Source organism: Salinibacterium sp. NYA9b (assembly GCF_976973725.1).
In genome coordinates, this window is the sequence record NZ_OZ333476.1 from 2,537,440 (window position 1) to 2,555,375 (window position 17,936).

The following is a 17,936-nucleotide window of genomic DNA, read 5'->3' on the forward strand; positions in this document are numbered from 1 at the left end:
ACCGTCTGAGGGCGGCGAATCTCACCCAGCAATGCTGGGTTGGGGTTCGTCGCCCTTCGGCGTTTAACGGGTGGTGGGGTTCGCGAGTTACGGCAGAACGCCGACGGAAGCGAGGGCTGCGCGCAAGAGTGCTCCGCGGCCGCCTTCCATGTCGGCGGTGACGTCGTCGGAGACCGCGGCGGACGGGCTCAGCCAAGTGAGCTCGAGCGCATCCTGACGCGGCTCGCAGGTGCCCGTGACGGGAACGACGTAGGCCATCGAGACAGCGTGCTGGCGGGGATCCGTGAACTGGCTTTCGCCGGGCCACGGGAAGTATTCAGCGACCATGAACGGGGTCGGGCTCGCCGGCAGGAGCGGGAAGGCCATCGGGCCAAGATCCTTTTCCAGATGACGGAACAGGGCGTCGCGCAACGTCTCGCCAAACATGACACGGCCAGACACGAGGGTGCGGGTGATCTCACCATCGTTGCCGCGCACCAAAGTGCCGACCTCCGTGACGCGACCCAGCCCATCCACACGCACCGGCACAGCCTCAACATAGATCAGCGGCAGTCGCCTGCGGGTCTCCGCAAGCTCCTCATCTGAAAGCCAAGACGAGTTGGGATCTGGTGTGCCGACGGAGCTCATGCTCCATTGTCACCCATCGTGCGGGTTTGGCGTGCACTCCAAGGCGGGGCGGATGCCGCGGCGGGCTGCCCAGGCCTCTGACTAGTCATCCACAATCCCACTTTCATTCGCGCAGTGCACAGCTAGCGCCGCCCCAAGCCGGAGGCAACAGCCCTCGAATTAGCGTTCCTATCTCAGGCACTCGCCTGTTACGCGAAAGGGAACCATGACCGATCAGACGCCGCAAAATAGTCCACCTCAGCTTCCCGTTCCGACTGGTAACGTGGCGCACCGCCCGGCGAGCGTTGGAGGCCCGACCCCACGGCGCGGGTTGCCGCGCTGGGCGTGGGCACTCATCGTCGCCGGAGGAATCGTGTTCATCGGTATCGCCGCAGCGTTCGTCGTGTCCGCGAGTCTCGTCTTTGGCGCTTCACCAGCCGCAGATTGCGACGGTACGCGCTGCAATTCTGAAGGCACAGCGATCACGAAGGGAAAGTCAACGCAATCGCCAACGCCGCTGGCTGGCGGCGTGGAGCGCATCCCGCTGACGACATTAGCGGTGTTTGACGGGCAACCGGTGTGGGCTTGGCAAATGACTCCCGACTGGAAGCACATCACCTTCGACGACGACGGCGTCAATGTGTGGCAGCACGACGAAACCGGGTGTTCGCTCATCACGTCGCAAACTGTTGCTAGCCAGATGGCGGAGAGTCCCACTGACAGCGTTCCCTCAGAAGAAATGGTCGATGGCGTCATTGAGGCTTTCGCCGAAAAAGGCCCCGAGGCCTCGGTTCTTGACGTGGGAACCATCGACATTGTCTATTCCACATCGCGAGGGGAAACTGCAATCGAATTTGCCACAGGAACTGTGGCACTCACCTTACCAACTGGCGAACATCAGGTTGCAGAAGTCATTGCCCGGTCGATGCCCGACTCCGGCACCTCGCTCGTCGCAACGATGACGTGTGATCCCGCAGTGCACGCTGCAGCAGCTGAGCCCTACGGTCAACTCCGGACAATTTTCGCCGTGATCGTTTACCCCTAAGCCTGCTGTGCGGAGCTTTCACGGATTGATGCTTAGCCCCGTCGGCCCCTAGCCGCGGCGCGTAGGCTTTGGGTCATGCAGATCGATTCCTCCGCAGTGCTCTGGTCGGCCCCCGAACGCGAACGGGCCGGTCGTCCGCTCATCGTGCTGTTGCACGGGTATGGGTCTCACGAGGGCGATCTGTTTGCGCTGGCACCCGCGCTACCGCTCGGCCCCGTGATCGCATCGCTGCGAGCGCCGCTCCCCGAGAGCGGCGGGTTCTCCTGGTTCCCCATCGACCTCAGCGGTGGCGGCCTCCCCCAGGTTTCTGGCGTGGATGACGCGGCCAACGCCGTGCTCGAATGGCTCGATGCCCAGCACTACACGAGTGTGAGCCTCATCGGTTTCTCGCAAGGGGCCGCCATGTCGCTCCAACTCTTGCGGCTCGCCCCGGAACGCTTCAGCTGTGCCGTCGCACTCTCCGGGTTCGTGGCCAGTGCCGAGCATCCCGCAGATGCAAAGCTCTCGAGCATCCGCCCGCCCGTGTTTTGGGGCCGAGGCACCGACGACCCGGTTATTCCGACGGCGGCGATCGAGCGCACCGAAGAGTGGCTCGTTGACCACACGCGCGCCGAAACCCGCATTTATGAGGGACTCGCGCACGCGATCTCGACCGACGAACTCAACGACTTTGTGAGCTTTCTGCACACGCACGCGTAACGGGTTGGCACCAAGACCGCGCCTGTGGTGCGCGCTTTCTGCACACACACGCGTAGCGGGCCGGCGCACCCACTGAACGCCTTCGGCGAAATCCGTAGGGCACTGTCAGGGGTTGCGACGAAGATAGAACAATGAGCGATGTGCTCGGCAAATTTTCGCCCGCCACCCGAGAGTGGTTCCAGGGCGCGTTCGATGCTGCCACCCCGGCCCAACTCGGTGCGTGGGATGCTGTCTCGTCCGGAGCCAATGCCCTCGTCGTTGCCCCTACCGGTTCGGGCAAGACGCTCGCTTCTTTCCTGTGGGCGATCGACCAACTTGCGTCGAGCCCTCCCCCGGCCAATCCCAAACAGCGCACTCGCGTGCTCTACATTTCGCCGCTGAAAGCTCTTGGCGTTGACGTTGAGCGCAACCTTCGCGCCCCGCTCGTCGGCGTCACCCAAACCGCTCGCCGGCTTGGGCTCGGCGAGCCCGACATCACCGTGGGCGTGCGCTCCGGAGACACCACCGCGCAAGACCGCCGCCTGCTCGCAAGGCTCCCTCCCGACATCCTCATCACCACTCCTGAGTCGCTGTATTTGATGCTCACCTCGGCGGCCCGCGAGACCCTCAAGAACGTCGACACCGTCATCATCGATGAGGTTCACGCGGTTGCCGCCACCAAGCGCGGCGCCCACCTTGCGCTGTCCCTCGAACGACTGGATGCCCTGCTCGCGAAACCCGTGCAGCGCATCGGCCTCTCCGCCACCGTGCGACCGATCGAAGAAGTAGCTCGGTTCTTGGGCGGACGCGCCCCGGTCACAATCGTGCACCCACCCTCGGCGAAGACCTTCGAGTTGAGCGTCGTTGTTCCCGTGCCCGACATGACCATCCCCGGCACCGTGGCATCCGCGCGCGGCAAGGCCAGCGGCGGCGACGGCATCGACGACGAGGCGACTCCGGAATCAGCGGCATCCCTGTGGCCGCACGTCGAAGAACGCATTGTCGATGCGATTCTCGAGCACCGCTCCACGATCGTGTTTGCTAACTCGCGGCGTCTCGCCGAACGCCTCACCGCCCGTCTCAACGAGATCTATGACGAGCGGATGAGCGAGGGCAGTGTCGACGGTGCTGCGGGTGACCCCGCGACCGTTCTCGCGCAGTCGCAGGCCAGTGCGGATGCCGCCGCCTACGCCGCCCCGCAGCAACCGTGGAAGCCGCCAGCCCAAATGATGGCGCAGGGCGGATCCACGATGGGCGCTGCCCCGCTGCTCGCCCGCGCGCACCACGGGTCGGTCAGCAAAGATCAGCGCGCGATCATCGAAGACGACCTCAAAACAGGAGTGCTGCGCTGCGTTGTCGCAACGAGCTCGCTCGAGCTCGGCATCGACATGGGTGCCGTCGATCTTGTCATTCAGGTGGAGTCGCCGCCGTCAGTCGCGAGTGGGCTTCAGCGCATTGGGCGAGCCGGACATCAGGTCGGGGAGATCTCTAAAGGGTTGCTGTTTCCGAAGCACCGCACCGACCTCATCCATACGTCCGTCGCGGTGGAGCGGATGCGCAGCGGCCAGATCGAAGCGCTGGCCGTGCCGACAAACCCGCTTGACGTGCTCGCGCAGCAGACTGTCGCCGCCGTGGCTCTCGACGAGATCGACATCGAAGAGTGGTTCGACACCGTACGTCGCAGCGCGCCGTTCTCGACCCTGCCGCGCAGCGCCTTCGACGCGACCCTCGACCTGCTGAGCGGCCTCTACCCGAGCGACGAGTTCTCCGAACTGCGACCGCGTGTGGTGTGGGATCGCATCGCCGGCACCCTCAGCGGTCGCCCCGGTGCGCAACGCCTCGCCGTCACCTCGGGCGGCACCATCCCCGACCGCGGCCTCTTCGGCGTCTTCATGATCGGCGGCGAAGCGGGAGCTCCCGGCCGTCGCGTCGGTGAACTCGACGAAGAGATGGTCTACGAATCGCGCGTCGGCGACATCTTCGCGCTCGGCACCACAAGCTGGCGCATCGAAGACATCACCCACGACCAAGTGCTCGTCTCCCCCGCCTTCGGCCAACCCGGCCGCGTTCCGTTCTGGAAGGGCGATGGGCTCGGCCGCCCGGCAGAACTGGGCGAAGCCATCGGGGCGTTCACTAAAGAAATTGCTACGGCATCCGTCGATGATGCACGCGCGCGGGCAGAGTCGATTGGGCTCGATGAGCACGCCGTCACCAACCTGATCGCCCTCGTGACCGAGCAGAAGGCATCCACCGGTCACGTGCCGAGCGATACCACGCTCGTCGTCGAACGCTTCCGCGATGAGCTGGGCGACTGGCGCGTGATCTTGCATTCCCCGTACGGCATGCCCGTGCACGCACCCTGGGCCTTGGCGATTACGGCGCGCATCCGCGAACAACTGGGAGTGGATGGCGCGGCCATGGCCGGTGACGATGGCATCGTCGTGCGCATTCCCGACACCGATGCCGCGCCGCCCGGTGCCGACCTCTTTGTGTTCGACGCTGACGAGCTCGAACAGATTGTCACGGAAGAAGTGGACGGTTCCGCGCTGTTCGCCGCACGCTTTAGGGAGTGCGCCGCTCGCGCTCTGCTGTTACCGCGCCGCGACCCCGGCAAGCGTTCACCCCTGTGGCAACAACGCCAGCGGGCCTCGCAACTGCTGGATGTCGCGCGCAAATACCCGAGCTTCCCCATCGTGCTCGAGACCGTGCGCGAAGTACTGCAGGACGTGTACGACCTACCGGCACTCACGGCGCTGACAAAGCGCATCGCCAGCCGCGGCATCCGCGTCATGGAGACTGAGACGGATGTGCCGTCGCCGTTCGCGCGCAGCCTGCTGTTCGGCTATATGGCCGCTTTCGTATACGAGGGCGATTCGCCGCTGGCCGAGCGTCGCGCGGCTGCCCTCTCGCTCGACCCAGCGCTGCTCGCTGAGCTTCTCGGTCGCGCCGAACTGCGCGAACTGCTCGACCCCGATGTGATCGCCCAGACCGAGAACGAGCTGCAGCGACTGGTGACCGAGCGGCACGCTCGGGATGCCGAGGGCATCGTCGATCTGCTGCGCGTACTTGGCCCGCAGACCGTCGCCGAGATCGAGGCGCGCTCGCTCGTGACCGGTGCCGCCCTCGCCACCGACTTGGCCGGCCTCGCGAAAGCGAACCGCGTCCTCGAAGTGACCATCGCGGGCGAACGCCGCTGGGCCGGCATCGAAGACTCCGCGCGACTGCGGGATGCCCTCGGAGTTCCGCTGCCCATTGGTGTGCCCGCCGCGTTCATCGAGCCCGTTGATGATCCCGTCGGCGACCTTGTCAGTCGCTACGCCCGCACCCACGGACCCTTCACACTGGCGGATGCCGCAGCACGCTTCGGTCTCGGAACCGCCGTCGTGCAGGACACCCTGCGTCGCCTCGCGGCCGACCGTCGTGTCGTCGATGGCGAGTTCCGCCCCGGCGCGAGCGGCACCGAATGGTGCTCGGTTGATGTGCTGCGTCGCCTGCGCAGTCGCTCGCTTGCCGCACTGCGGCAAGAGGTCGAGCCGGTGTCCCACGCGACGCTTGGTCGGTTCCTGCCCGCGTGGCAACACGTATCCGCCGCCGGTGACTCGCTGCGCGGGATTGACGGCCTGGCACAAGTGATCGACCAACTGGCTGGGTACTCAGCCCCGGCATCCGCGTGGGAGAACTTCATTCTGGGTTCGCGCGTGCGCGACTATTCGCCCGCGTGGCTCGATGAGCTGACGACCTCGGGCGAAGTGGTGTGGGCCGGGCAGGGTGCGCTGGCCGGTAGCGATGGCTGGATCAGTTTGCACCCCGCCGCGACCGCAGCGCTGACGTTGCCGGAGCCTGATCGGGATGGGCTGAGCGAGCTGCAGCAGAGCATTCTGGAGGCGCTGGCCGGTGGCGGTGCGTTCTTCTTCAGGCAACTCTCGAATCAGGTGGGCAGCACAGATGACAAGGTGCTGCTGAAGGAACTGTGGGATTTGGTGTGGCGGTCGCTCATCACGAACGACAGTTTTGCGCCCCTGCGCGCGCATCTCGGAGGCACGGTGCGCGCCACTCGGGCGCCGCGTCCGGCGCGGGCTCGCGCCTATCGCGGACGCGTTTCGACGGTCGCGCAGGCGGGGCCGCCGAGTGCGTCCGGCCGGTGGGCACTGCTCGAGACGGCCGAGGGCGAGACGACGGTGCGCGCCAAGTCGACCGCCGAGTTGATGCTCGAACGGCATGCTGTCGTGACGCGCGGCGCGGTCGTGAGCGAGGGCATCCGTGGTGGATTCGCCCTGACGTACCGCGTGCTGAGCGGCTTCGAAGAGACCGGTCGCGCCCGCCGCGGCTACTTCATCGAAGGGCTCGGTGCAGCGCAGTTCGCGACCGGAGCCACCGTCGACCGCCTTCGTGGTTTCACTCGGGATCCGGATGCTGCGCCCCAGCTTCTGGCGATCACTCTCGCCGCGACCGACCCCGCCAACCCCTACGGGGCTGCTCTCGGGTGGCCGGGGCTGGGTGGCGAGGATGCTGGGGCTGAGAGTGGTGACGCTGGAGTCGGTGCTGCTGGTGGTGCTGGTGCGGCCGCTGCTGCTGGCGCTGGGGCTGCTGGCGACGACAGCTCGGACGCGTGGGCTGCAACTTCGGCATCCGCATCTGCTGCCGCATCCGCAAAGCCCGTCGCTGACTCCCCCAAGAAGCATCGCCCCGGCCGCAAGGCGGGTGCGATCGTCGTGATGGTCGATGGGCACCTTGCCCTTTACCTAGAGCGCGGCGGCAAGTCGTTGCTCGCGTTCGATCTGGAACCCGCCGTCGTGGATGCCGCAACTCGCTCACTCACGAGCACCCTGCGCGGAACGCTGCCAAAACTCCGCATCGAGAAGGTCAACGGTGATTTCGCCGTCGGCACCCCGGTGGGCAAAGCGCTCGTGGAGGCCGGATTTGTCGCAACACCGCAGGGGTTGAGGCTTCGTGCCTGAGGGTGATTCCGTCTACAAGGCGGCAGCGAAACTGCGGGCGGCGCTCGACCAGCAAGTGCTCACCCGCACCGACTTTCGGGTGCCCGCGTTTGCGACGCTCGACCTCAGCGGCCAGACCGTCACGAGTGTGATCCCGCGCGGCAAGCACCTGCTGATTCGGGTTGCTGACGATGCTGACGGCGTGGCTTCGGCAAGCGCGGGTGCCGCCACAGCCACGGGTGACCCGGGCTCGGGCCTCACCATCCACAGCCACCTCAAGATGGAGGGCGTCTGGCAGATTTACGGCGCCGGCGAGCGGTGGCGTAAGCCGTCCTACTTGGCTCGCGGAGTGCTGAGCACGGCAACGAAGACGGCGGTAGGTTTCGAACTGGGGCTGCTTGAAGTGGTGCCCACGGCATCCGAAGACAGCATTGTGGGGCACCTGGGCCCTGACCTGCTCGGCCCCGATTGGGATGCCGAACTCGCGTTGGCGAACCTACTGTCGGACCCAGCGCGTCCGGTTGCGCTCGCGCTACTCGATCAGCGGAACCTCGCCGGCCTCGGCAACGTTTTCGCGAACGAGTTAAGCTTTCTGCGCGGTGTTCGCCCGCACACCCCCATCGGCGAGATCGCCGACCCGAAGCGCCTCGTCGCGCTCGCGTTCAAGGCGATCATGGTGAACAAGGACCGCCCCATCCGCAATCTCACGGGTCTGCCGCGCGGCAAACCCCGCTACTGGGTGCACGGGCGGCGCGGCGAAGCGTGTCTGCGCTGCGGCACCCGCATCGAGTCAGATCAGCTCGGCACCGGCCCCACCGACACCCGCTACATGTGGTGGTGCCCGAGCTGCCAGAAATAGCCTGCGGCTGCATCCGGCCAGTAGTCTCGGTGATGATCGCAGGGAACGCACCCTGCCCGTGCACTGGCTGCGGGGCTGCCCGACAGCCGCTGCCGCACACTGGCTCGAGTGAATACCGATGGAGGCCCTGCTGTGACTGAGGTTCTTGACCCCGCCCCGCGCCCCTACAGTTTCGGGCGCGGCATTGCGTTCGCACTGCTCGCGATCCCGCTGGCGGTCATGGTGACAACGGTGCTGGCGTCGCTCGGCTTGGGATTCGCTTCCGCTTTCGCCGCGGTCGGGATGCTGGCCGTCTTCGCGCTCTTCACCTTCGGTTCCCGCCGCAAAGCCATCAGTGGCGCCGGCTTCGCTCTGAGTGCTGTGATCGGCACTATCGCAGTGATCCTGGGATTCATCAGCGGGTATCTGGCAGACGTCTACCGCTCCTTCATTTCGGTCGGCGATAAGGGCGGCCTGTTCGGCAGCGTCTTCGCGCGCCGTGTCGAACTCCAGCTCAGCAATAGCCTTCTCGAGGTTCTGATCCCGGCGCTCCTCGCGATTGCGTTTTCTGTAATCCTGATCGTGAGCGCGGCCAGAAGTGCCGTCGCCGCCCGTCGTGCAGCTACCGACGTTCACGCTGCTGACGCTTCGGATGCTCACGCCGCTGACCGCGGAACCGCTCCAGCATCCGCCGCTCCACACAGCAGCCCAGGTACCCTGCTGAATGGTGAGCCGCTGGCGATCCAGCCAGAAAAGAAGAGCCTCTGGAATCGATCAGCACCCCAGAAGGACCAGTCATGAAGAAGCAGATCAATGTCGTCGGTGCGGTCATCGTTCGCGACGGCCTGATCTTGTGTGCTCAGCGCGGATCAGGCGGGGCTTTGCCCGGCATGTGGGAGTTCCCCGGCGGCAAGATCGAGACCGGCGAAGCTCCTCGCGATGCACTCGCACGCGAAATCACCGAAGAGCTTGAGTGCGAGGTGGCCGTGGGCGAGCTGATCACCACCACGACTCATGAATACGACTTCGGGATTGTCGTGCTGACCACGTTCTACTGCGAGCTGCTCTCCGGCACACCAGCGCTGACTGAGCACGCAGAAGTTCGCTGGCTCGCGCGTGCCGAGCTGAGCCAGCTGGAATGGGCGCCTGCCGACATCCCAGCCGTCGAGCTGATTAAGAAAGCGGCGAGCATTCGGTCACAGCAGCAATAAACCTCTCAGCCGAATGACATCGAGTCCGCGTGCATGGCCGCTACTGATACCCAACTGGCGTGGTGATAATCGGAAGACATGTCAGAGCTGAATCTGATGACGCTGAGATGAACCCCTTGTTTGTCTTTAGCGCCGCGGACAGCCGGCTTCAGCTGCGTGAAAGACTGAATCGCGAGGCGATGTCGACTACGTGGGCGGGAAAAAGCCTACGACCCTGCCGAGCGCCAAGTACCCGACAGCCAACAAACAAAGCATCACGAAGCCGGCGAGCACCACCGCGGTGAATTCTGTGCCCAACGATAAAATTTTAGCTCTGCGCGTCGAGTTACGTGAGCCCCAAGAGTCGAGCCACACGCGAAGCAGCTCGCAGCGCTGATCGCCGAGGCGCATTACATCCACTACAGCTCTGACCGTCCACAGCGCTACAACGACCATCATCCACAGGAAAACTAGAACCGCAGCAAATCCGATCAAAGCGGCCCAATCACCATTAGGGGAAGCAATTTGGCTGCCCAATAAGCCACCGATCAGCGAACCAGAGACCAAAAGCAACACACCTGCAGATCCTTTGCCCACAAAGTTGAGCCACGACCAAAGCAGAGAGTCGCGTGGCACGAGAGGCTTATAGGGCGCGGCCATGCCCAACGACATCAGTGAGATGAAAACATACACAGTCGTAGGCACGGATATCGTCAACAAAATGGCAAGGCCGCCAGCTGCGTATCCGGCTCCGAAGAGTCCTCCTGACGCGACACCGCCAAGAACTGAGAGAACCCCGAGGCCGCCCGCTCCGAGGATCAGAATCCAGCTGCGCTTGGTGGTCGACATCAGATCGCTTCCTCTGTGTTTGCTCGTTGAAGCTCTACTAACTGTCGAGGATTTTGGATGATTTGTCCGCTATCGGACGTATATAGCCCAGCTGCGTGAGCAGCGCGCGAGATACGGCTTTACCCAACTCAAGCGGCACAGCATTTCCAAGTTGTCGCTGAGTGTCAATTTTTCGATCTGGCACTTTGAAATCGTCGGGAAAAGACATAAGCCGGAGAAGCTCGTTAACCCTAAGGCGGCGAGCGCGCTGATCGCCTTCAGGCGTTCGCATGTTCTCCCAATGAAACGGCCCGACGTACGGCCCAGGCTGTGCCTGCAATGTAGAAGACGGGCGATTCGGATCAAGGCGGAGAAGGAACGTCCAATAACGGCTGCGCCATTCGAATTCATTGCGGCCCGCATTCCGAGCGGTGTGCCAGAGGTAGTTTCCTCCCGGAGGGACTTCCGAAGCCAACTCACCGTACCGGCCCGCGACGTAGTCATCATTCGTAGTCCGACTTTCGAGACCCTCGAACGCCTGCGCTGCCGTGACGTGAGGAATGAGAGAGGTATCGAACACACGAGTGTGTTCGCTCCAGCCTGAGTGTGTCGGGCGAGGGAATTCGAACGCAAGTCCATCCCTCCGGCCCACGACAAATACGCGGCGTCGGAGCTGGGGCACCCCATAGTCCGCAGCCAGAAGCACCTTCCACTGAGGGTTGTAGCCTAGTTCCGTCATGCTCTTCAGCAGTCGATCAAACTGAGCCTTATGGGTCTTATAGGTGAGACCCTGCACATTCTCAAGGATGAAGCCTTCTGGCCTTGTGTCCTTGACAACTCGAACGTATTCGTCCAGCAAAGACGCGTTCGGGTCACGACTCTCTCGTTTTTGTTCAAGCCAGAATCCTGACTTACTAAACGGCGTACACGGAGGACCACCTACGACGAGAACGGGCTGACCGCTTTTGAGATCCGCCGCGCCGAGCAAATCAGCAGAGTCGAGGGTTCGGATGTCCCCGTTGATTGAGTGCGTGTTCGGGAAGTTCTTTGCAAGCGTCTCAAGAGCTGGCGAGTTGTAATCGGTGGCAACAGCGACATGGGCAAGCCCAGTGCCAGGGTCGCTAGGAACCAGAGGTTCGGCGTCAGCGCGCTCGACTGCCAGGTCTAGGCCGCCTGCCCCAGAAAAAAGGCTCAGTACCGGAATGCCATCACTCAATTTCGTACACCTCAATAAACATTTCGTGGAGAAGCGCCCGGCAACACCAAGTGGCAATATGGTCGAATAAAGTATCTCCCATATACATCCTCGCAACAGCGACCGACAATGACGCGTGTATAGACCAGCTGCCCTGCCACGTTGAAGGAGAAGCTCTTGAGTCCTGAATCGATCATTGCTGGGCGCTCGTATCCCCGTGTTTACAAAGTCAGCGGACGGAGTGATCTACACACTGCGATCCTCGAAGCAATCTCGGAATCCGGCGGCAAAGTCTTATATTCCAGCTCGCCGACCCGAGCGCCGTTCTATTTCGGAATCCAGACGCTTAGAGGCGAACGCTTCGGTATCCTCATTTACGCGTTCCGAATAGTAAATGGAAAGACGAAAAATCGCCCGGACGACGAAGTGCGTGGCCAGCTACGATTCGGATCAGAAGAATCCTGGAACCAGGATCACCCGGTTGCTCACGACATCGCAGGTGTTGACATCACTCTCTTGCTTGGCATCCAGCCTGATGCGGGCCTTTTCATCGCGCTTGACCCTAACCTCTGGGACCCGCTCCCTATGGGAATCTCCTTCTACGCGAAGCAATCAAACTTAGATTCGATGGGCGACTCAGGTTGGTCGGTCTGGGAGAAGGACAACAGAACAGGCAAGAAGCGGTCTGCCCGGTCTGAGAGCGGGCTAGAAACAGTTGTTGCGTTCGAAAAATCTAGGTTGCTTGACTACGTCCGATTTGAGCGTTCAGCCACAGACTTGATGCTCGACACTGCACTAAGACATAGCGCTGCCGAGAAATACAAGGAGCCTGATTTTTCGGTCAACCTAGTCGGGACGCATGAGTTAGAAGAACAGTTTCAGCTCTCCAGTTCACAAATAATGGAGATCATCGCTAGTCGAACGAGATTATCGGTTGCGGTACGTGGAGGAGTGGCGGAGCACCATCTTCAATCTTTCTTCCAGTCAGCCGCGGAGGTCGAGCGCGTTTCTAGCCTCGACATCGACGCCATGCATGATTTCGACGTGTCAATGAAGTCAGGTGAGACACTTCGCGTCGAATGCAAAAACGCGAGCCCAAACAGATATGCGGACAGAAGTTTCAAAGTCGAAGTCCAAAAGACTAGAGCTTCCAAAGGCGACCCATCGAGCAGGTTCTATCGCACCAACGCTTTCGATGTAGTGGCTGCTTGTTTGTATTCGGCAACGGGCGAGTGGATCTTCCGATTCAAGTTGACATCGGATCTCGCGCCACACAAGGATTTCCCCGAATGTATAGCACCAATGCAAAAGGTTGATGAGACGTGGGCAGCCAGCATTGGCGACTTGGCAGCTGATTCCGCCGGAGGTCGGTGAGAGTGACCCGACAGCAAGGCGATGTGCCCACGAAGAAGACGCCCGCACCGAAAAGTCAGCACCCCCTGCCACACTAGCCACGTGACAGATACCCGCACCGATGCCCTGGCCGTTCTCCGCACGCTTGTGGGCAACGAGACTGCCGATTTTCATGAGGGACAGTTTGAGGCGATCGAGACGCTCGTCGATGGGCGCCGCCGCGCGCTTGTCGTGCAGCGCACCGGGTGGGGAAAGTCCGCCGTCTACTTCGTTTCCACGCTGCTCATGCGCCGGCGAGGTGCGGGCCCTACCGTGCTCGTGTCGCCACTGCTTGCGCTCATGCGGGATCAGATTACTGCGGCATCCCGCGCCGGAGTTCGGGCCGTCGCCATCAACTCCACCAACCCCCACGAGTGGGCCGAAGTTCAGCAGCAACTCGCCAACGATGAAGTCGACGTGCTGCTCGTCTCCCCCGAACGCCTCAACAACCCCAGCTTTCGCGACAACCAACTGCCCGCACTGATCAACCGCATCGGGATGCTCGTCGTCGACGAAGCGCACTGCATCAGCGACTGGGGCCACGACTTTCGCCCCGACTACCGCCGCCTGCGCGAACTCATCGCCACCATGCCCGACGGTGTCCCCGTGCTCGCCACCACCGCCACCGCCAACTCCCGCGTCGTCGCCGACATCGCCGCGCAACTCGAAACCGGGAGCAGCGACAGCACCGAAAACACAGCCACGGGCGGCACCGAAGTCGTCACCATCCGCGGGCCTCTGGCGCGAGCATCCCTCCGCCTGGGTGTCCTTAAACTTGCGGATGCCCGAGCTCGCCTCGGCTGGCTGCTAAGCCACCTCGCCGAACTGCCCGGCAGCGGCATCATCTACACGCTCACCGTTTCGGCCGCCGAAGACACCGCGAGGCTGCTGCGCGACAGTGGCATGGATGTGCGCGCCTACACCGGCAAAACCGACCCGCAAGAACGCGAAGAATCCGAACAGGCACTCAAGAACAACACCGTGAAAGCGCTCGTCGCCACGAGCGCGCTCGGCATGGGTTTCGACAAACCCGACCTCGGCTTCGTCGTGCACCTCGGAGCCCCCTCCTCCCCCGTGGCCTACTACCAACAGGTCGGCCGCGCCGGTCGCGCCACCGACAATGCCGACGTGCTGCTGATGCCGGGCCGCGAAGACGAAGACATTTGGGAATACTTCGCCACCGCATCCATGCCCGACCAAGCCAACGCCGAACTCGTGATCGCCGAACTGACTGAGGCCGCGAACTCCGGCGCCGGGCCCGTCTCCACGCCCGCGCTCGAAGCCCGCGTGAACCTGCGCCGCACACCCCTCGAACTGCTACTGAAAGTGCTCGACGTGGATGGTGCTGTCGCCCGGGTCCAAGGCGGCTGGACTGCCACCGGCCAACCCTGGAGCTACGACGCCGAACGCTACGCCGGAGTCACCGCCGCCCGCCGCGCCGAACAACAACACATGCTCGACTACGAACGACTGCCCGCCGGCACCGAAGGCTGCCGCATGGAATTCCTGCAACGCGCTCTCGACGACGACACCGCCACCCCCTGCGGCCGCTGCGACAACTGCGCCGGCGTCTGGTACCCCACCGACATCAGCACGGATGCCACCACCCGCGCCACCGCCACCCTCGACAAAGTCGGCGTCCCCATCGAGCCCCGCGCCCAATGGCCCACCGGAGCCGACAAGCTCGGCGTCCCCGTGCGCGGACGCATCAACCCCGAACTGCGCGCCACCGAAGGCCGCGCCCTCGCCCGCCTCACCGACCTCGGCTGGGGCGGCACCCTGCGCACCCTCTTCGCCCCCGGCACCCCCGACGCGCCCGCGAGCCCCGCGCTCGTCGCGGCCTGCGTCCGGGTGCTCGCCGATTGGGGCTGGGATGAGCGACCCGTCGCCGTCGTCTCGATGCCGTCACGCAGCCGACCACAACTCGTGGCATCCGTCGCCGAAGCCCTCGCCAGTGCCGGCAAGCTGCCCTACCTCGGTGCACTCTCGCTCACCGGCGATGGGCCGCACGGCGAACCCGGCGGCAACAGTGCCTACCGGCTCGCGAGCGTGTGGGGACAGTTCGCGTGGGCCGGTGACGAACTACCTCAAGGCCCAGTCCTGCTCGTGGATGATCTGGTCGACTCGCGCTGGACGCTCACGATCGCCGCAAAAGCACTCCGCGAAGCCGGGGCGGATGCCGTGCTCCCGTTCGCGCTCGCGCTGCGCGGGTAACCCTGCGCGGGTAACCGCAGGCGGCGAACCCCTCGGGGCCTCGCAACCGTTAACCGTGTGCAGTGAACCCACCACAGGGCATCCGCGCCCCACGGGCACTTCGCACGCTCCCTGCCGCTTCACCGGCAAGAAAGCTATTCTGTTAACTCGAGCAACGAAGCCGTTGCGGTGCGATCGGAGGTCGCCACGATGTCAGGTCTCTTCTCACAGCAGAGCCCCGCCAAATACGCGCGCTCGCTCGAACGCCACTCAGACGCCATGATCTCCGCCGCAAACACCAACGGTCGCACTCTTTCCACCGACACCACGCCCTACAACTTCGCCCTCGGAGCATTTCTCTCGCTGTTCGCGATCCCCCTCGCAATCGCCGCCGCAATCCTTATTGGCCTGCTGGGATTCGGAATCGGAGCCATCTTCGGCGCCCTCGGAATGCTCACGGCCTTTCAACTCTTTGCCCTAGGTTCTCGCCAGACCGTCACACGCGGTCGTGACTTCATGTTCGCCCTCGTCGTTGGCACCATCGCTACCGTTCTCGGAGCCCTCTCCGGCCTGCTCTCTGACGTCTACACCAGCTTCGTTTCTAACGGCGGCACGACCGGAATCATTGAGGATATCCTCACGGGGCGCGCCGATTTTCCTTTCCCGACCAGGGCCGAACAAGTCGCCATTCCGCTTACCGTCACCGCGGTTGTCGCCATCCTCGTGATTGTCATGAACGTCGCCAAAGCCCTCGCTGCGCACCGCGAAAGCATCATCGCGAAAGCCAATGCTGCAGCAACATCAGCGACTACCCGCTTCGAGACGTCGCGACAAGCGTTGTCGTCATCCGCCACCAACTCGGCGAACGCAGCCAATCGGTTCGCCAATCACGTCATGACCATCAATGCGTCATCCCCCGGCATCATCCTCAACGGAAAGCCACTCGATGAACAAGAAATCACTCAGGGGTTCTCGTCGAGGCTGAGCGACCTCGCCCACAAGGCGATTAGGGCATGGTCAGGTCTTCGAACGGAAAGATAGCCCTCCACGGGAAACAGCCACGCGAAGCAGCCGCGCAACCGACGCGGCATCAAGATCCTCGCCTCCAAAGCGCACAACGGAGGAATACTTAGCTATCCTCAGAGCTAGCGAAAGGTGCCAGGCGAGAAACTCCCGCCGCGCCACACGAGGTGGTCACAGTGTCAGAGATGTATCAGAACCCTGGCCCCGGCAACTATGCCCACGCTCAAGGGCGCGTATTCGAAGTCGAAGCCCAAATCGCTGCCGCTGAGCACGGCCGCGGCAACATAATCCTCGAGCCTGACGGGCCGTACCGCTTTCGCCGCGGAGTGCTCGTCACGTTACTCACCATCCCCCTTGCTGCCGCACTCGCCGCACTATTCGGCCTCGCCTCGCCAACTGCGGGAGCCGCTACCGCCCCCTTTGCGATTCTGATTGCCTTCTCGCTCTTCGCTCGCGCCTCCGACCGCTTTCCCGTTCAAGAGCACGGCTTCGGCGTCGCCGCGGGCATCGGCATTGTGACGATGATCATTGCGGCCGCGATCAGCTACCCGTACAGCCTGTTTCTCACCTACCTCTACGACGGCGGCACCGGCGGCATCCTCAGCTCTGGTTTTGCACGATTCTTCGCGACCTGGGTCGATGCCAATGTGGTGCTGATCATCGTCTCCATCACGATCGTGACAGTAGTCTCCGTGGTGATCCTGTTGAGAAAAGCGCGATGGGCGCGGTCGTTCAGCGTTCCCGACTGACACCCACGGCCTGCACACACCCGCCTTGCCAAACGCACCAGCCCAGGTCTCCGAATAACTCCTCACACAGGAGTTCCGGCACCGTGCCGGGCGAGGAGGCATCATGGCGATCATCCGTTACACCGGCATCTACAACGCTGATGGCGGCGTCTGGGGCGAAACTCGGTACGTGATCGGTCACATGCTCGGCACCGCCGCGTGCTCGCTGTGCGACATCACGCACTCACCGATTCGCCGCAAACCCCAGTGGGACGCCATGGTGGCGCGCCTCGGTGTGCCCTTCACCGTGCGACACCGCAACGAAATCACTCCCGCCGAGATCGCACACGTCGCCACCACAGGATTGCCTGTCGTGCTCGCGCATCACGCCGATGGCAGCATCAGCACCGTTCTTCACAACAGCGAGCTGGATGCCGTGGCCGGCTCAGTAGACGCGTTCGAGTCGGCACTCACTCAGCCTGCGCTCGCAGCCTAGCCACCGGGCCAGCTCGCGCCCCGGCCGCGCCGCCGCCACCGCAGCCAGCGGGCCAGCTCGCGCCGCACGTGGTTTCGGGTTGACTTCTCAGCACGAGAGGCGTCTAATGGGAATACCCCTTGGGGGTATCCAGTTGGAGGGAATATCATGGTCGGTTATGTCGAAGACAAAGAAGTGCTGCTCAAGCGCCTTCGTCGCGCAGAAGGTCAAGTTCGCGGCATCCACCGAATGATTGAAGAAGACACCTACTGCATCGACGTGCTCACGCAAGTGTCTGCCGCCACGAAGGCCCTCGAGTCTGTAGCGCTCGCGCTGCTTGATGACCACCTCACTCACTGTGTCGCCGAAGCCAGCCGTGAAGGCGGCCCTGTCGCCGACGAAAAACTTCGCGAAGCGAGCGCCGCCATCGCGCGCCTCGTTCGTTCCTAGAACTCGTTCCTAACAACACCTTCCGCCCGCGCCTCGCGCCTGCGGCAATCGAAGGAGAACCATGTCTCACACCGCCGATTACCTGGTCGAAGGAATGACCTGCAGCCACTGCGTCTCCAGCGTCACCGAAGAGCTTTCTGAAGTGGATGGCGTCACCGAGGTCTCGGTTGACCTCGCCTCGGGCCTTCCCTCCACCGTTTCTGTCACGTCTGAGTCTCCTCTCGACGACGCCACTGTCAGCGCCGCAATCGAGGAGGCCGGCTACACGTTCGTGAAGAGTCTCTAATGGTCGCGGCATCCGACAACGCAACAACTACCGACGGCACCGCCACCACCGCAGCACCCAGCACCGTCAACC

General features: G+C 63.3%; 16 protein-coding genes. 13 read left to right on the top strand and 3 right to left on the bottom strand.

Annotated elements, in window-relative coordinates:
* Nucleotides 1–87: 87 nt before the first annotated feature.
* On the bottom strand, nt 88–627 hold the full coding sequence (locus ACWFSR_RS12245) for an NUDIX hydrolase family protein (protein ID WP_197106502.1): 540 nt from the start codon (nt 625–627) through the stop codon (nt 88–90).
* A 205-nt stretch (nt 628–832) separates the two neighbouring features.
* Between ACWFSR_RS12245 and ACWFSR_RS12250 the strand changes: the two genes are divergently transcribed.
* From ACWFSR_RS12250 to ACWFSR_RS12275, 6 genes are all read left to right on the top strand, one after another.
* Nucleotides 833–1,651 carry a hypothetical protein gene (locus ACWFSR_RS12250; RefSeq protein WP_447522473.1) on the top strand — a complete coding sequence of 273 codons (819 nt, stop codon included), beginning with the start codon at nt 833–835 and terminating at the stop codon, nt 1,649–1,651.
* Between the two features lie 75 nt (nt 1,652–1,726).
* Nucleotides 1,727–2,350, top strand: a complete 624-nt coding sequence (locus ACWFSR_RS12255; protein WP_447522474.1) for an alpha/beta hydrolase — start codon at nt 1,727–1,729, stop codon at nt 2,348–2,350.
* Nucleotides 2,351–2,481: 131 nt separating this feature from the next.
* Nucleotides 2,482–7,287, top strand: a complete 4,806-nt coding sequence (locus tag ACWFSR_RS12260) for an ATP-dependent helicase (RefSeq protein ID WP_447522475.1) — start codon at nt 2,482–2,484, stop codon at nt 7,285–7,287.
* Nucleotides 7,280–8,125 carry a DNA-formamidopyrimidine glycosylase family protein gene (locus tag ACWFSR_RS12265; protein ID WP_447522476.1) on the top strand — a complete coding sequence of 282 codons (846 nt, stop codon included), beginning with the start codon at nt 7,280–7,282 and terminating at the stop codon, nt 8,123–8,125. The genes ACWFSR_RS12260 and ACWFSR_RS12265 overlap by 8 nt, the downstream gene beginning before the upstream one ends.
* Before the next feature lie 132 nt (nt 8,126–8,257).
* Nucleotides 8,258–8,905 carry a hypothetical protein gene (locus ACWFSR_RS12270; protein WP_447522477.1) on the top strand — a complete coding sequence of 216 codons (648 nt, stop codon included), beginning with the start codon at nt 8,258–8,260 and terminating at the stop codon, nt 8,903–8,905.
* A complete protein-coding gene (locus ACWFSR_RS12275; RefSeq protein WP_447522478.1) occupies nt 8,902–9,315 on the top strand; it encodes a (deoxy)nucleoside triphosphate pyrophosphohydrolase in 414 nt (137 codons plus the stop codon). The genes ACWFSR_RS12270 and ACWFSR_RS12275 overlap by 4 nt, the downstream gene beginning before the upstream one ends.
* A gap of 186 nt (nt 9,316–9,501) precedes the next feature.
* Here ACWFSR_RS12275 and ACWFSR_RS12280 read toward each other — a convergent pair whose 3' ends face one another.
* Together ACWFSR_RS12280 and ACWFSR_RS12285 are read right to left on the bottom strand one after the other, a co-directional pair.
* Nucleotides 9,502–10,143, bottom strand: coding sequence for a hypothetical protein (locus tag ACWFSR_RS12280; RefSeq protein ID WP_447522479.1), 642 nt, complete (start codon nt 10,141–10,143; stop codon nt 9,502–9,504).
* 37 nt (nt 10,144–10,180) lie between these two features.
* Nucleotides 10,181–11,338, bottom strand: a complete 1,158-nt coding sequence (locus ACWFSR_RS12285; protein ID WP_447522480.1) for a DNA cytosine methyltransferase — start codon at nt 11,336–11,338, stop codon at nt 10,181–10,183.
* Nucleotides 11,339–11,494: 156 nt separating this feature from the next.
* Here ACWFSR_RS12285 and ACWFSR_RS12290 point away from each other — a divergent pair, with 156 nt between their 5' ends.
* From ACWFSR_RS12290 to ACWFSR_RS12320, 7 genes are all read left to right on the top strand, one after another.
* On the top strand, nt 11,495–12,691 hold the full coding sequence (locus ACWFSR_RS12290) for a hypothetical protein (protein WP_447522481.1): 1,197 nt from the start codon (nt 11,495–11,497) through the stop codon (nt 12,689–12,691).
* Between the two features lie 81 nt (nt 12,692–12,772).
* Nucleotides 12,773–14,923 (top strand): DEAD/DEAH box helicase, encoded by a 2,151-nt coding sequence (locus ACWFSR_RS12295; protein WP_447522482.1) that lies wholly within the window; start codon nt 12,773–12,775, stop codon nt 14,921–14,923.
* A 189-nt stretch (nt 14,924–15,112) separates the two neighbouring features.
* Nucleotides 15,113–15,943: a hypothetical protein gene (locus ACWFSR_RS12300; protein WP_447522483.1), complete on the top strand. Its 831-nt coding sequence runs from the start codon at nt 15,113–15,115 to the stop codon at nt 15,941–15,943.
* Between the two features lie 167 nt (nt 15,944–16,110).
* A complete protein-coding gene (locus tag ACWFSR_RS12305; RefSeq protein WP_447523447.1) occupies nt 16,111–16,674 on the top strand; it encodes a hypothetical protein in 564 nt (187 codons plus the stop codon).
* Between the two features lie 103 nt (nt 16,675–16,777).
* A complete protein-coding gene (locus ACWFSR_RS12310; RefSeq protein WP_447522484.1) occupies nt 16,778–17,149 on the top strand; it encodes a hypothetical protein in 372 nt (123 codons plus the stop codon).
* A gap of 147 nt (nt 17,150–17,296) precedes the next feature.
* On the top strand, nt 17,297–17,578 hold the full coding sequence (locus tag ACWFSR_RS12315; protein ID WP_197106513.1) for a metal-sensitive transcriptional regulator: 282 nt from the start codon (nt 17,297–17,299) through the stop codon (nt 17,576–17,578).
* Between the two features lie 61 nt (nt 17,579–17,639).
* Nucleotides 17,640–17,864 (top strand): heavy-metal-associated domain-containing protein, encoded by a 225-nt coding sequence (locus ACWFSR_RS12320; protein WP_197106514.1) that lies wholly within the window; start codon nt 17,640–17,642, stop codon nt 17,862–17,864.
* Nucleotides 17,865–17,936: the final 72 nt, after the last annotated feature.

What these genes read in the sequence shown, in the direction of transcription:
- ACWFSR_RS12275 (WP_447522478.1), top strand. Translation starts at nt 8,902, where the DNA reads ATGAAGAAGCAGATCAATGTCGTCGGTGCGGTCATCGTTCGCGACGGC.
- ACWFSR_RS12320 (WP_197106514.1), top strand. Translation starts at nt 17,640, where the DNA reads ATGTCTCACACCGCCGATTACCTGGTCGAAGGAATGACCTGCAGCCAC.
- ACWFSR_RS12315 (WP_197106513.1), top strand. Translation starts at nt 17,297, where the DNA reads ATGGTCGGTTATGTCGAAGACAAAGAAGTGCTGCTCAAGCGCCTTCGT.
- ACWFSR_RS12300 (WP_447522483.1), top strand. Translation starts at nt 15,113, where the DNA reads ATGTCAGGTCTCTTCTCACAGCAGAGCCCCGCCAAATACGCGCGCTCG.
- ACWFSR_RS12250 (WP_447522473.1), top strand. Translation starts at nt 833, where the DNA reads ATGACCGATCAGACGCCGCAAAATAGTCCACCTCAGCTTCCCGTTCCG.
- ACWFSR_RS12255 (WP_447522474.1), top strand. Translation starts at nt 1,727, where the DNA reads ATGCAGATCGATTCCTCCGCAGTGCTCTGGTCGGCCCCCGAACGCGAA.
- ACWFSR_RS12310 (WP_447522484.1), top strand. Translation starts at nt 16,778, where the DNA reads ATGGCGATCATCCGTTACACCGGCATCTACAACGCTGATGGCGGCGTC.
- ACWFSR_RS12260 (WP_447522475.1), top strand. Translation starts at nt 2,482, where the DNA reads ATGAGCGATGTGCTCGGCAAATTTTCGCCCGCCACCCGAGAGTGGTTC.
- ACWFSR_RS12305 (WP_447523447.1), top strand. Translation starts at nt 16,111, where the DNA reads ATGTATCAGAACCCTGGCCCCGGCAACTATGCCCACGCTCAAGGGCGC.
- ACWFSR_RS12280 (WP_447522479.1), bottom strand. Translation starts at nt 10,143, where the DNA reads ATGTCGACCACCAAGCGCAGCTGGATTCTGATCCTCGGAGCGGGCGGC.
- ACWFSR_RS12245 (WP_197106502.1), bottom strand. Translation starts at nt 627, where the DNA reads ATGAGCTCCGTCGGCACACCAGATCCCAACTCGTCTTGGCTTTCAGAT.